This window comes from Sphingomonas sp. Ag1, from assembly GCF_000980895.1.
In the GTDB taxonomy this organism is placed as follows: domain Bacteria; phylum Pseudomonadota; class Alphaproteobacteria; order Sphingomonadales; family Sphingomonadaceae; genus Sphingomonas; species Sphingomonas panaciterrae.
In genome coordinates this window covers 98,476-112,328 of record NZ_LAZX01000089.1, presented here as the reverse complement: position 1 = coordinate 112,328, position 13,853 = coordinate 98,476, and the positions used below count along the sequence as shown (strand labels likewise).

Sequence of the window (13,853 nt, the reverse complement as noted above, 5' to 3'; positions counted from 1 at the left end):
TCCGGTCACCCAGCGATACGGGCGAGCGCCGCGCGGTCGAGCAGCCGCACCTGCCGCCCGCCCGGCAGCGCGATGAGCCCGGCGGCCTTTAGCGCCGTCATCTGCCGGCTAACCGTCTCGATCGTCAGGCCCAGCACCTCACCCACCGCGCCGCGCCCCATCGGCAGGTCCACGCGGTCACCCACGCCCAGTCGGCGATGCATGTCGAGCAGGAAGGCGGCGACCTTCTCCGGCGCGTGCCTTCGCCCCAGCATCAGCATCCAGCGCCGCGCCTCGGCCAGCGTCCCCAGCGCGCGGCGCAGCAACAGCCCCTCGGCACCCGGCTGGGCCGCCAGTACCGGCTCCAGCGCACGGCGCGAGTAAAGGCACAGATCGGCATCGACCAGCGCCACCACCGTCTCGCGCGCCTGTTCGACGAACAATTCGCCGACGAAATCGCCGGGAAACAACAGGCCGACGATCTGCGCCCGCCCGTCCGGATCCTCGCGCACGACCTTCAGCACGCCGGAAACCAGATTGGCGCAGACCGCCGCCGGATCACCCGCCCAGATCAGCACGTGGCCGGCCTTCAGCATGCGCCGGCGGCCGATGCCGTGCAACGCAGTCAGCTCCCGATCGGCAAAGCTCGCGCACACCGACGTGTCGCGCGCGGCACAGGCGGCGCAGCGTGGCGGGGCGCAGCCGGGATCGTTGGCGGCGATCGGCATGGGGCTCAGACGGCGCTGCTGAAGCGCGCGGGTTCCTCACCGCGATAGGCGTCCAGCGTCGCCGCGATCACCCGCGCATAGGGGCGGGCGTCGTCCTGCAGCAGCAGGCGCTCGCCGTCCCAGCGGACCAGCCCGTGCGCGACGAACGGCGCCAGCCGCGAATGAACCGTTCCCAGTTGCGGCACCCCCGACAGGTCGGCTTCGCCACGCGTCAGGATCGCTTCGATCGCCCGTCCGCGGAGCCGGTCCTCGGCGCTGCGCCGCAGCCCGCGTGTGACCGCGAAGCGCCCGCTGCCGATCGCCATGTGATAGCGGCCGGTGTTCTTTTCATTCTGCAGCAGACGATCGGGAAATTCGCTGATCGCGCTCGCGCCCAGCCCAACCAGCGTTTCCGCCGGATCCTCGGTAAAGCCCTGGAAATTGCGCCGCAGTGTGCCCGCGGCCGCCGCCTGCGCCAGCGCGTCGTCCGGCCGCGCGAAATGATCGAAACCGACCGCGCGATACCCCGCCCCGGTCAGTGTCTCATGCGCCAGTGCCGCATGCCGAAACCGTGCCGCCGCGTCGGGCAGCAACGTGGCGTCGATCCGCCGCTGCCGCGCGATCATGTGCGGCACATGGGCGTAGCCGAATACCGCCAGCCGATCCGGCGCCATCGTCAGCGCCGTGGCCAGCGTCGCGCGCAAACTGTCATCGTCTTGTGCCGGCAGGCCGTACATCAGGTCGAAGTTGATCGATGACACGCCGGCCGCGCGCAGGATCGCGACGGCCTCACGGATCTCCGCTTCGGGCTGCACCCGGCCGATCGCGGCCTGAATCGCGGGGTCGAACGTCTGCACGCCCAGGCTCGCCCGCGTGACCTGCGCGCCGCGTAGCACCCGTGCCCATCCCGCGCCGAAGCCGCGCGGATCGATTTCGACCGAGACGATCGTGTCGTCATCGCACTGAAAGGCGTCACGGACCTGCGCGGCCAGATTAGCAAAGGCGTGCGGGGGTAGGGCGTTGGGGCTGCCCCCGCCGAAGGCGATGCGCCCTACCCGTCCGCGTCCGTCCAGCCGGCGCGCGACCAGCGCAATCTCCTCGCCCAGCCGCGCCAGATAGTTGGACAGCCGCGCGCTGCGGTTCGCCGCGCCCGTGTTGCACCCGCAATACCAGCAGATTTCCCGGCAATATGGGATGTGGAGATAAAGCGAGATCGCCTCGTCCGGCGCGACCCGGTCAAGCGCCACGGCCATGTCCTCGCTACCCACCGTGTCGCCGAATTCGGCCGCCGTCGGATAGCTGGTATAGCGCGGCACCGCGCGGGCGAGCAGGTCGGGATGGTAGGTCCACATGCCAACCGCGTGGGGCACGGCCAGTGGCGCATCCTTGATCGCGGTCAAAAACTTGCTTGGCGCCGATCAACGCCGACCCCCGCCGGCGCGCCTACCCCGGTCGCATTCCGAACAAAGATGCAAAGGGGAATGACGATGAAGAAGCGGTTGGTCGCGGCGCTGGGTGTCATGGTTGCCGGCGTGGCTGCCATGCCCGCCGCGGCGCAGGACGATGCGGCGCGGGTCGAAACGCGCGCCGGCGACGTGCTGCTGCGCGCCCGCGCCATCACGGTTGCGCCCAATGAGCGCTCCGGCAGCATCCTGCCCGCCTTCCCGGGAGAGAAGGTGCGGATCGACAACAGCGTCATGCCCGAACTCGACCTCACCTATATGGCGACCGACAATATCGGTTTCGAACTGATCGCTTCCACGACGAAGCATCATGCCGACGGTCGCACCGGCACCACCGGCGGTATCGGCCGCCTGGCCTCCACCTGGGTGCTGCCGCCGACGCTGACCATGCAATATCACTTCATGCCGCGCTCCACCGTGCGGCCCTATGTCGGCGCGGGGATCAACTACACGATCTTCTGGAACGAAAAGGCCTCGCCCGCGCTGGAGGCAGCAGTCGGGCGCACCCGCGTGCACATGAAGGACAGCGTCGGCTGGGCCGCCCAGGCTGGCATCGACATCGACCTGTCGCGCAAGGTGTTCCTGAACCTCGACGTCAAATATATCGACATTGATACGACCGCCCGGCTGGATACCGCAGCCGCCGGTACGCAGCGCGTGCGGTTGAACGTGGATCCTTTGGTCTTCGGCGTCGGCCTCGGCCTCCGCCTCTGATCCTCGTCTCTCCCGCCGCCGCGGCGGTCGCCCTCCGGGACAGCCGCGGCGGCTTCGCGTCGTTCATCCTGACGGCAGCGTATAACCCACGGTCGCCTGCGCCACGATCCCGGCCTCGCTTCCCTGCCAGATCCGGACATCGACAGTGACCAGCCGGCGCCCCATCTTCAGGATGGTGGCATCCGCGACGATCCGCTCGAACCGGCAAGCGCGCAGGAAGCTCATGGTCAGGGTGTGCGTAACCGCCATCAGCATCGGTCCGGTGTGCGCCAGGATCACCGCATAGGCGACATGATCGGCCAGCGTCATCAGCGTCGGGCCGGAGACGATGTTGCCCGGCCGCGCCATCGCCGGCAGCGGATCGAGGATCATGCGCGCGGTTCCGGGGCCAAGCACCTCGACCGTCCCGCCCTCGCCTGCCCGCCCCGGGAAGGCACCGGCCAGCAGCGTGCGCAATTCCTCCACGCTCAGGATCGGGCCGCCATCTGTCCTGCCGCGTCCCACGCCATCCGCACTCATCCTCGCCGCTCTCCCTTTCTGTTGCCGCCACGCGGGCGCCCGAAGCGGCTTTGGCAAAGCGGCAGCGCGACGAGAAGAGGCATGGCGCCCCTCAGCAGGTAAACAGCGACGGGAAAGGTGGCGCAGCGGCGCGGTCAGCGTGTTTCCATCCAAACTCCCCATCAGGGAAGTGGCGCGCCCGGAACGATTCGAACGTCCGACCCTCAGATTCGTAGTCTGATGCTCTATCCAGCTGAGCTACGGGCGCGTGGAACTTGTGCTGTAAATAATGGCGCGCCCGGAACGATTCGAACGTCCGACCCTCAGATTCGTAGTCTGATGCTCTATCCAGCTGAGCTACGGGCGCGTTGGAGTGGCGCTGATAGAAGCGACTTTTGGATTAGGCAAGAGCGTTGCGCATAACTTTCTCGCTACCTAACACATTCTCATGCTGCTCCGTGCCCTCCCCGCCCCGCTCGCCCTCCTCCTGATCGCTGCCGGGTGCACCGCGCAGGGCGATTATCCCTCGCTGCTTCCCCGGCCCGCCGAAACGCAGAACCTCGATGAACCGCCACCCGCCGCGCCCGAGCCGCCGCAGACGGACCCCGCGCTCGACGCACAGATCGCCACCGTCATGGCCACGCTGACAGAACGGGTGAGCGCGTTCGACGCGGCCGCGACGCGCGCCGCCCGGCTGGTCAGCAGCGCGCGTGGTGCCGCCGCGGGCAGCGATCGCTGGCTCGATGCGCAGGTGGGGCTGGCGGAACTGGATTCGCTGCGCTCTTCGACTGGCGATCTGGCGATCCAGCTCGGCGACATGGCGCAGGAGCGCGCGGTGACGGTGGGCTCCGAATATCCTGCGCTGACCGCCGCCTCCGCACAGGTCCGCGAGGCGGTCGCCGCGCAGGTCGCGCGAATCACGGCGCTTCAGGGGCAGCTCGCCCCCGCCTGAGCATGATCGCGACGGGGACGAGCGTTGCCGCTCAGCGCGTCGTGCCCTCGACCGGGCGAAGCGCCCCATTGCGCAGGTACATGGCGGTCACGGTAATCTCGGTCACGCCATTGCCGACATGCACCGCCGTCACCTTGGGCGATGGCTTGCGGCCGAGGATGAAGTCCAGCAGCGTCACCTTGGGATCGCCCGACGCGCCGCCGCCGTCCGACTTGTCGGTCTCGCCATTGCCGTTCATGTCGTGCCGCAGGTCGACGGCGTAAGTGCCGGGTGCCGACACCGGCAGGCAGATCCGCACGGGCCCGGAACTTGGCGCCGGCACTTCGACGCGCGTGATCCAGCCCTTCTTCTCGAACCAGGTGGAGGTCGCCCCGCCAAAGGTGCGGGCGCGCAGCGCCCCGTTGCGGTTCTTCAGCCCCACCACATTCACCAGGATCGACGGCTCATTCCCCGCCGCGCAGCGCGCGGCATAGGGGCCAAGGATGGTGCCCTTGCCCTGCGCTGCCACCGAGGGGGCAAGCAGCAGGAGAGCGGCCGAAGCAATGATACGCACAGTGTTCATGCACCCCCTTTGACAGCATCTCGTGGCGCAATCAGGGCGATTCGTCGACGAAACCGGTCGGCAGGAAGGTGATCCCGCTCGCCCGCCGCCACGCCAGAAGGGATATCGCGTAGGTGCCCAGGCCCGCGACCAGCGCGGCGGGCGGCAGGCGGTGCAGCGCCAGCACGGCCCCCATCGCCGCCGCGCCGATCGCCAGCGGAATGGCGGCGACGCCCGGGGTCGCGACGATCCCGAAGACGCGACGCAGCACGATCCGTCGCGCCAGCGCGCGCGCGGCATAGCCGCCCAGCACTGCCCCGGCCGCGCCTGCCATTCCGAACGCCGGGATCAGCACGCTCGCCAGCAACCCGGCCACCGCCACCCCAAGCAGCGTGACCCGAAGGCCGAGCCGCGGCCGGCGATAGGCGAAGATCAGGTCCGCCACGCCAAAGCTGCCTTGCACGATCTCCGCACCCGTCAGCAGCAGCAGCGCCCCCGCCCCGGCACCAAACCCCTTGCCGAACAGCTCCAGCAGCGGTGCACCCACGACGGCGAGGGCGATCAGCAGCGGCAATTGGATCACCAGCAGCAGGCGGATCGCGCTGCCGATCGCCCGCCCCGCGCCAATCTCCCCGGCCTGCGCGAGCGTGTTGGAGACCAGCGGCACCAGCATTCCGTCGATGCTCTGGCGTACCTGGCGGGGCACGATGGCGATCTGCTTGACCACGCCATAGATGCCCGCCGCCGCCTGCCCCAGCAAAGCGCCGACCAGCCACAGGTCGATCCGCGCGACCAGCCCGTCGCTCACCTCGCTGATCATCGTCGGCAGGCCCTGCGATGCCATCCGACGCAGCCGCTGACGGCTCGGACGGTAGGGCGCGTCGCTCCTCGGGAGCACCCGCCGCACGGCGAGCAACGCGTACGCCAGCACCACCAGCGAGGCGACCAGATAGGACAGCGGCAGGCCGATGGTCCGCGCCCCTGCGACCCAAGCGAGCAGCGCGACCACGATGCCTATCCAGGGCTGGATCACGCTCTTTCCGATCACGTCATAGCGTATCTCCCGTCTCCAGCGCGTCGCGGCGAGCAGCACTTCGATCAGCACCTGGATCAGGATGGTCGGCGCCAGCCACAGCAGCGCCGTCGCCGTCTGCGGCGCCAGCGTAGTGGCGGGCACGAGCAGCGCAGCCGCCGCCACCGCGATCCAGAGGATCGTCGACGCGCACCCCGCCAGCAGCACCGCATCCATCACCACATGCCGCGGCGCACGGCCCCGGCCGCGCTCGTCGATCCACTGGAAGATCAGCCAGCGTGCGCCGACCCCGCCCGCCATCACCCCCAGTTCGACCACCGCCAGGGCAATGGCATAGGCGCCCAGCAGCGAAGCGCCGTACAATTGCGCGCCCGCAAACAGAAAGCCGAAGCGCGCGCCGAAGCGGATCAGGAAGCCGAGCGCATTGACCCCGCCACCGCGCAGGATCAATTGTCCCGCCCGGTCGCTTGTCGGTGGTCCAGTCTCAGGCGGCGACGAGGGCACCGGGGCCGAGCGCCGCCTGCTCGATGAACAGCGCCTGATAGGCCGCGATCATCGCCGTCATGCCGAACGCCTCGACGCGCGCCGGCCCCGCGGCGCCCAGCCGCGCGGCGAGCGCCCGGTCCTCGATCAGGCGATCGATCCCGCCGCGGATCGCATCGGCATCCGGCGTGACGCACCAGCCCGCCACATCATGGCCGACCAGCTCGCGCGATCCGAAGCGGCAATCGGTGACCAGTGTCGGACACCCCAGCGCCAGCGCCTCGCCGGCGGTCGTCGGAAACCCTTCCCATCGCGACGGCAGCACCACCATGTCGGCCCGCGCCATCCACGCCCAGGGATTGTCGTCGAACCCGACGAAGCTGACGCTCCCATCAATGCCAAGCGCTGCCGCCTGTTGCCGCAGTTGCGCCTCGCGCGATCCACGGCCGACAATCACCAGGTCATGCGTGCCCCGCGCGCGGCTGGCGGCATAGGCCGTCAGCAGCATGTCATGGCCCTTCTGATATTCCAGCCGGCCGACCGACAGGATGAACGGCCGCGCCTCCGATGTTCGCGCGATCGGCCCGTCCGACTCCCGGCGCGCGCGCGCGGCATCGATCGGGTTGCGGATCATCCGCATGCGTGCTGGGTCCAGCGCCAGATCGTCTATCAGGCCGTCCGCCATATGCTGCGAATTGGCGAGCAACACGTCGGCCGCGCGATAGGTCCGCGCCGTATACCAGGTAACCAGCCGCTGCGCTGCCGGTGAGCGAAGCTCGTCACCAATCACCGCCAGCGTATTGTTGCCTTCGCGTGCGATCCAGCGCGGCCGCGCGGCGCCAAGCCCCGCCAGTGCCAGTTGCGTGATCAGCGTCGTCCCCTTCAGGAAGCTCATCACCACGTCGGGCCGCCATTCCTGGATCATGCGCCGAAACGCGATCGGCGCCTGCATCGCCCCCGCGATCAGCCGATCCGGCCGGTAGAAGCCCGCGTTCGGCCCCTCGAACACGAACCGCCGCTCCCCCTCCGGGGCCACCATCAACCGCGCGGGGTCGACATCCTTCACGAACGGCCCGGCTGCGCGAAGCAACCCGATGCGCACGTCGACCAAGGCGGGATCGCAGCGATTGGCCAGATGGACCGCGACGCGCTCGGCCCCGCCCCCATGAAGCGATGTCAGCAGCAACAGAACGCGTGCCGGAGGGATCCGTCGCCTGTCATCCTCCTCGCCGCGCCCCATCGTGTTTCCTTGTCTTCCCCCTCACGCTACAACCAACCGGCCCGCGTGAGCCAAGCTCCGGAAAAAATGCCGGAACCGTCGCGCTTTGTTGGGGGGTGGTCCGGGGTTGGTCAAGCATCAGCTGCTCGTCGGCGCGGCCGAATTCTGGACCGCTGCGGCGGACGACATCGCGGCGGCGCGCGATCGCGTGCTGGTCCAGGCGATGACGTTCGAGGCGGACGCCGCCGGCACCAGCGTCTTCGATGCCCTTGCCGCCAGCACCGCCACGAATCGCCGCATCCTGGTCGACAGCTATTCGCGCATGGTGGTGAACGACCGTTTCGTGCTGTCCCCGCAACGCCTGTCCAATGCCGCCTTCCGCCAGGAGGTGCGCGCGACACGCGAGATGTTCCGCGATGCCGGGCGCCACGGCATCGCCGTGCGGCGGACCAATCCGATCGGCCGCAACCCGCTGCGTTATGGCGTGCGCAACCACAAGAAGCTGCTGATCACCGACGACGTCGCCTATCTCGGCGGGCTGAACTTCAGCGACCACAATTTCGCCTGGCACGACATGATGGTGCGGATTGACGACGCAGAGGCAGCCGCCTTCCTCGCGCAGGATTTCGAAGCGACCTGGGCCGGAACGCCGCACCATGCGCGCCGCGACGCGCCCGGCCTCACCCTCGTCGCGCTCGACGGGCGAACGAACGATCAGGGCTATGCCCCGCTCGCCGACGCGATCGGCGCAGCGCAGCGCGACATTGTCGTGATCAGCCCCTATCCCAGCTTTCCGTTTCTCGACTGGCTGGAGGCAACCGCCCGCCGCGGTGTCGCGGTCGAAATCCTCACCCCGCGCGACAGCAACAAGCCGATCGTGCGCGACGCACTGCTCGCCAGGCCGCCCGTGTCCAACCTCACCATCCGCCTGACGCCGGGCATGAGCCACCTGAAAGCAATGCTGATCGATGGCAAAACGCTGGTGACCGGATCGACCAACTTCGATTTCGCCAGTCATGTCGCGAATGAGGAATATCTCGCGCTCGTCGGCGATGCGACGCTGGTGGCTGATTTTTGCGCGCGCGTCCTCGATCCTGTGCGCGCCGCGAGCATCGACGCCGCGCCTTCGCGACCGTCCCGTCTGCGCGGCATGGCCGCCACCGCCGGCCTGCGCATTGCCGCCGCCGCGATCGCCCCACTGGCCCGCGCGCGCCGCACCGTCACCGACTGGCGCTGAACCGGCTCAGGCGACCAGCTGCGCCGGCCCGTCCTGCCGCGGCTGCGCGCGCCAATTGTCGGCAAAGCTCGCCTGATGAACGCAGCTCACCGTGCAGAACGGCGCGCATGCCTTCACCGTCGCATATTCCCGCGCGACGTCGTCCCGCGAATAGATCTCCAGCGGGATCGCCGGGGCACCGCGCCGCTGCGAGCAATAATGCACCAGCCCGTCCTCGCAGATGTACAGATACCGCCCGCCCGCGCGGCAGCGCCAGCGGTTCGGCCGCCCGTCCATCAAATTGCGCTGGAACGTCCAGTAATTGAACCGGTGCGGGATCCCGCCCTCGTGCATCAGCCGCGCGTACACCGCGCGCTGCGTCGGCGACAGCGGCGCCAGCGATCCGCTGTCATCATGCATGACGCCGACGGTGTGGGAAAAGCCGTGCCCGCGCGCGACCTCCGCCACCTCGATCGCATCCTGCGTGCGCTCCTCGCTGATCCCCAGCACCGAATTGATGTTCACCGCGAACTCGGCATGGTCCGCCAATAGCTGCAGCTTCCCGCGCAGCGACTTCAGCGTCTTCTTCGACACCTCGTCCGGCTCCACCCCATCGATCGAGATCTGCAGCGCATTGAGACCCGCAGCGTTCATCGCCTCGATCCGCTCACGCGTCATCAGGAAGCCGTTGGTGATGGTGGTGACGATCATGCCGCGCGACCGGGCATGCGCAATGACCGCCTCGTGCGCCGGATTAGTCAGCGGTTCGCCCCCAGTCAGCGTCAGCACGCGTGTGCCCAGCGCCGCGAGCCGGTCCACCCGCGCCAGCAGCACCTCCGCCGCGATCGGCTTCGATACCTTGTCGAATTCGTTGCAATAGGTGCAGTCGAGATTGCAGTATCGCGTGACGACGAGATGCGCGAGCAAGGGACGGTGCGGCTCCAGCAGCGCGGTCGCCACATAGCGCGCCATGTCGCTAAACTGCGCCCTAGCCATGCACGGGCCTGCCGCTGCCAACGCAATGCTGGTCGCTCATCACTCCCCCTATCGCCTCCGGCGCTCTCCGTCGGTTATCGTGTTCGCGCCTGTGCACCGTAATAGAATCGTGACTGTGCCCGGCATGTGCAAGAGAGGAAAGGCCACCTCCCCGAAACGATTGATTTACTCGGGCGGATAGGGAGCGTGCGGTCTCCACAACAAGATCAGCCACAATCGCGGCAGGTGGCGAATTGTGCCGTCCCATCAAAGATACTGATCCGGATCAAAGGCGAGGCAGCCTTTTGCAGTGCAGATCCATGCTAAGCTGCCTCGGGCGTTTGCGCAGAGGATCGTCGCAGCTAGGCCAAGCGCTGTCCGCAGGAGCGCCAGCGCATTCACTCGTGACACGAGCATATCTGCGCAAAAGCTCCGAGAACCGCGGCAACAACTGAAAGCCGCGGAGCGCATGAGGTCGACCAAAGCACGGTTCCCGGCGCGGCTTTGCTCCCGACGTTTTCGCAGCATCCGTTTCAACGAAGGGCGCGCCGGCGATCCCGAACGTTATCCCTTCCCATTCATCGCTTTCTTCATGCCAGACCAACTGACCTGCCTCACGGCTTCTGCGGAGCACCCTTTGGCAGCCGGCGGGGCAGCATGTCGCTTCCGCACGTCGGCGACATTGCCTCGGGACGAACACGGGAACAAAGCTGACGGCTGTGTGTTCTAAGCCGCGCTCCACCCCGCCCATTTTGTCCGTCCGTAATCCGGGGTGGGGCAATCAATTTATACCCGTGATCTTCCCGTCGCCCGACGCGCGATCCGGGAACGCATTTCGACCGTTGTAACGCTGGGTTGGCCAACGGCTTTCCGCCACGTGCGACAGCGTTGGCCTGCTCCTGAGTGCAGGCCAGGTACCGCTATCCTCACGCGTCGCGATACCATCCGTCGTGACGCCGCCGGACCAAAGCCGTCCGCTTGCTTGCAAGCACATCGAAGCGCGCCGACTGGAGTCTGACGTCGATCAGCCAAGATCCAAATTCACAAACGATCCGTCACCCTGTGCAGCGCATGGACCGAAGGAAGCGAGGAAGGCTTTGGCGCACTAGTCCCATTGTGCAGTGCTCGGATCCTCGCACCGTGGGAGAATCCGTCACCATCTCGATATCCGGGAAAGAGCACAACAAAACTGCGCGCGGCACATTTCCCAAGCTGTCTGCTAAAGATCGAGCGGTGAGAGTCCGCGCCGATCACCACATAGGAATACTGCGGCTTTGCAGGTGGTGGGCGCTGACGGGTTCGAACCGCCGACCTACTCGGTGTAAACGAGCCGCTCTACCAGCTGAGCTAAGCGCCCCCTTGCGGGAGGATGCTCCTTTAGCGTCCCGCGCCGATCGCACAAGGCTCCTTGAGACGCCAACGCCACCTCCGCGCGCCGGCCCGGGGGCGCGTCAGATGATCGGCAGCCCCAGAGTGCGCGCCATCGCGACATAGCGGCGCATCGCGTCCAGACCGCTTTCGGTCAGCGACATGAAGGCACGGCGTCGATCGAACGGGTCCGGGCGGCGTTCGAACAATCCCGCCTCGGTCAGGCGGGAGATCCAGCGCAACGCCGTCGTCGGCGCCACCGCCGCCGCGATGCACAGGCTGGACACCGAAACATGCGCGCGCTCCAGGTGCGCGGCATACAGGTCCAGCATCATGTCCCAGGCGGGATCCTCGAACAGCCCGGGCCCGACATAGCGATCGCGCAGCCGGCGCGAGCGAACGATCTGGCGGATATCGGCCGCGGTGATCGAATCGGTCCGCTGCTCGGCTGCATAGTCAAAGCTGGGTTCAGCCACGATCGCCGTGCGCATCGGCTCGTCATGCTTGGACAGTTTCGCCAGCACGTCGGCGATCCGCGCTACTTCCGCGTTCAGCTTCGCCAGCCGCGCCGCCTCGCCCTCGTTGATCCGATCATGCAGGACCAGCCGGTCTGCGCCCTGAGCGCCGGCCATGGCGGCGATCCAGTCCGCCGGCTGCGGATCGCACAGGATCTGGTGACGCGACAGGACGAGGCCAGCGGCCACCACATCGATCTGCGCCGGGGTGATGGCGGCGACCATCGCCAGGTCGCGCCCGGCCGCCATGCCGTCCAGCCGGGACAGGCCGGCACTGATCGCCTCATCCTCGACCTGCCGCAGATCGAGCAGGATCAGCGGCCGCGTCGCCAGTGTCGCGAGGCGGGCGGGCGCATCGCTCAGCGTGCCGCTACCGACCACCCGGCCGCCACACATCTCCAGCGCGGCAGCTGCGTCCTCGCCCCCGCCCTCATCCTCACCCCAGCCCTTATCCCCGCCAGGGTGCCGATCGCCACCGATGATCAGGGCGTCAAAGCCCGACGACTCCCCCCCGGCGTGATAATCACGATGGATCAAATGCATCTTCTGACTCCGAACGGCGATTTCCGACATTCCTGTAATGTTTTACGCCATTCGACAATCCATCATCCGAAATGGATGACAATTGATGGTCGGTTTTGCATCCAATCCGGACCGGATCAGGTTAGTCCAGCGCCTTGACGATCTCCTCGACCATCTTCTTGGCGTCGGCCAGCAGCATCATCGTGTTGTCGCGATAGAATACTTCATTGTCGACGCCGGCATAGCCGACCCCGCCCATCGATCGCTTCACGAACAATACCGTCTTCGCCTTTTCCACATCCAGCACCGGCATGCCGTAGATTGGTGAGGTCTTGTCGGTCTTTGCCGCGGGATTGGTCACGTCATTTGCGCCAATGACGAACGCAACGTCGGTCTGCGCGAACTCGGAATTGATATCCTCCAGCTCGAACACCTCGTCATACGGCACGTTGGCCTCGGCGAGCAGGACGTTCATATGCCCGGGCATGCGGCCGGCAACTGGGTGGATTGCGTATTTCACCCGCACGCCCTGCTCCTTCAGCTTGTCCGCCATCTCGCGCAGCACGTGCTGCGCCTGCGCGACCGCCATGCCGTAGCCGGGGACGATGATGACCTGCTCGGCCTGGCTCATCAGGAACGCCGCGTCCTCGGCCGAGCCGCGCTTCCACGGCCGGTCGATCTGCGCCCCGCCGCCGCCGCCCGACGACGCTTCCGCGCCGAAGCCGCCGGCGATCACGCTGATGAAGCTGCGGTTCATCGCGCGGCACATGATGTAGCTCAGGATCGCGCCCGAGCTGCCGACAAGCGCGCCGGTGATGATCATCGCGGTGTTGTGCAGCGTGAATCCCATCGCCGCTGCGGCCCAGCCGGAATAGCTGTTCAGCATCGATACCACGACCGGCATGTCGGCGCCGCCGATCGGGATGATCAGGAGGAAACCGATCGCGAACGACAGGGCGACCACGATCCAGAAATCGAACGGCGATTGCGTTAGCCAGAAGGAGAAGGAGAACCACAGGATCATCAGGGCGACGCCCAGGTTGATCGCGTGGCGTGCCGGCAGCATGATCGGCGCGCCGCCCATGTTGCCGTTCAGCTTCAGGAAGGCGATGACCGAGCCCGAAAAGGTGATCGCGCCGATCGCGACGCCCAGGATCATCTCGATCCGGCTGACACCGTGGATCGCGGCGAAAGGCGCGCCGATCAGCGGCGTCACCACGTCGGCGATGCCGAAGGCGACCGGGTTGAGGAAGGCGGCGATCGCCACCAGCACCGCGGCAAGACCGACGAGGCTGTGGAACGCCGCGACCAGCTGCGGCATCGCCGTCATCGCGATCCGCCGCGCGGTCACCACGCCGATCACCGCACCCAGGCCAATCGCCAGCAGGATCTCGATCACCGACAGCGTGTCGACCCGCCGCAGGATCGTCGCATAATCATAGCCGGCGACTTCGCCCACCGCGAGCACCGGCATGGTCGGCACGTGCGTCACCAGCGTCGTCACGACGGCGATGGCCATGCCGATCATGCCATAGCGATTACCGCGACGGCTGCTTTCCGGGCTCGACAGGCCGCGCAGCGCCATGATGAAGCACACGCCCGATATCAGGTAGGCAAGCGCCACCCAGGGATTGTCCGCGACGTGATCCACTATCCTCTACCCCCTGT

The 13,853-nt window shown here is 67.4% G+C and carries 12 protein-coding genes and 3 tRNA genes; 3 read left to right on the top strand and 12 right to left on the bottom strand.

Annotation, left to right across the window (positions count from 1 at the left end):
* Positions 1-5: 5 nt before the first annotated feature.
* Both XM50_RS08730 and hemN read right to left on the bottom strand, forming a co-directional pair.
* Positions 6-707, bottom strand: a complete 702-nt coding sequence (locus tag XM50_RS08730; RefSeq protein ID WP_046408917.1) for a Crp/Fnr family transcriptional regulator — start codon at positions 705-707, stop codon at positions 6-8.
* A 5-nt stretch (positions 708-712) separates the two neighbouring features.
* The gene (hemN, locus tag XM50_RS08725) at positions 713-2,038 is read right to left on the bottom strand and encodes an oxygen-independent coproporphyrinogen III oxidase (RefSeq protein ID WP_046408976.1); all 1,326 of its coding nucleotides are present in this window, start codon (positions 2,036-2,038) and stop codon (positions 713-715) included.
* Positions 2,039-2,167: 129 nt separating this feature from the next.
* Here hemN and XM50_RS08720 point away from each other — a divergent pair, with 129 nt between their 5' ends.
* Entirely contained in the window at positions 2,168-2,863 is a 696-nt protein-coding gene (locus XM50_RS08720) for an OmpW/AlkL family protein (RefSeq protein WP_046408916.1), read from the top strand.
* Between the two features lie 63 nt (positions 2,864-2,926).
* Here the strand turns inward: XM50_RS08720 and XM50_RS08715 are convergent, their stop codons facing one another.
* The 3 genes from XM50_RS08715 to XM50_RS08705 all read right to left on the bottom strand — a co-directional run bounded on the left by XM50_RS08715 (position 2,927) and on the right by XM50_RS08705 (position 3,728).
* The gene (locus XM50_RS08715; RefSeq protein ID WP_046408915.1) at positions 2,927-3,382 is read right to left on the bottom strand and encodes a PaaI family thioesterase; all 456 of its coding nucleotides are present in this window, start codon (positions 3,380-3,382) and stop codon (positions 2,927-2,929) included.
* A gap of 170 nt (positions 3,383-3,552) precedes the next feature.
* Positions 3,553-3,629 (bottom strand) — tRNA-Arg (locus tag XM50_RS08710).
* A 22-nt stretch (positions 3,630-3,651) separates the two neighbouring features.
* A tRNA-Arg gene (locus XM50_RS08705) sits at positions 3,652-3,728 on the bottom strand.
* 81 nt (positions 3,729-3,809) lie between these two features.
* Between XM50_RS08705 and XM50_RS08700 the strand changes: the two genes are divergently transcribed.
* Complete coding sequence (locus XM50_RS08700) at positions 3,810-4,313, top strand: hypothetical protein (RefSeq protein WP_046408913.1); 504 nt, start codon at positions 3,810-3,812, stop codon at positions 4,311-4,313.
* Between the two features lie 31 nt (positions 4,314-4,344).
* Here the strand turns inward: XM50_RS08700 and XM50_RS08695 are convergent, their stop codons facing one another.
* The 3 genes from XM50_RS08695 to XM50_RS08685 are packed head-to-tail and all read right to left on the bottom strand — an operon-like array spanning position 4,345 to position 7,610.
* The gene (locus tag XM50_RS08695) at positions 4,345-4,875 is read right to left on the bottom strand and encodes a DUF2141 domain-containing protein (RefSeq protein ID WP_052742512.1); all 531 of its coding nucleotides are present in this window, start codon (positions 4,873-4,875) and stop codon (positions 4,345-4,347) included.
* Positions 4,876-4,906: 31 nt separating this feature from the next.
* A complete protein-coding gene (locus XM50_RS08690) occupies positions 4,907-6,337 on the bottom strand; it encodes a lipopolysaccharide biosynthesis protein (RefSeq protein ID WP_046408911.1) in 1,431 nt (476 codons plus the stop codon).
* 34 nt (positions 6,338-6,371) lie between these two features.
* Positions 6,372-7,610, bottom strand: a complete 1,239-nt coding sequence (locus XM50_RS08685) for a glycosyltransferase (RefSeq protein ID WP_082102895.1) — start codon at positions 7,608-7,610, stop codon at positions 6,372-6,374.
* A gap of 106 nt (positions 7,611-7,716) precedes the next feature.
* Between XM50_RS08685 and XM50_RS08680 the strand changes: the two genes are divergently transcribed.
* Entirely contained in the window at positions 7,717-8,826 is a 1,110-nt protein-coding gene (locus XM50_RS08680) for a phospholipase D-like domain-containing protein (RefSeq protein WP_046408909.1), read from the top strand.
* A 6-nt stretch (positions 8,827-8,832) separates the two neighbouring features.
* Here the strand turns inward: XM50_RS08680 and XM50_RS08675 are convergent, their stop codons facing one another.
* From XM50_RS08675 to XM50_RS08660, 4 genes are all read right to left on the bottom strand, one after another.
* A complete protein-coding gene (locus XM50_RS08675; RefSeq protein ID WP_046408908.1) occupies positions 8,833-9,801 on the bottom strand; it encodes a radical SAM protein in 969 nt (322 codons plus the stop codon).
* A 1,260-nt stretch (positions 9,802-11,061) separates the two neighbouring features.
* Positions 11,062-11,137, bottom strand: a tRNA-Val gene (locus XM50_RS08670).
* 94 nt (positions 11,138-11,231) lie between these two features.
* Entirely contained in the window at positions 11,232-12,206 is a 975-nt protein-coding gene (locus XM50_RS08665) for a winged helix DNA-binding protein (protein ID WP_156167212.1), read from the bottom strand.
* Positions 12,207-12,327: 121 nt separating this feature from the next.
* Entirely contained in the window at positions 12,328-13,770 is a 1,443-nt protein-coding gene (locus XM50_RS08660; protein WP_432431008.1) for an NAD(P)(+) transhydrogenase (Re/Si-specific) subunit beta, read from the bottom strand.
* Positions 13,771-13,853 lie beyond the last annotated feature (83 nt).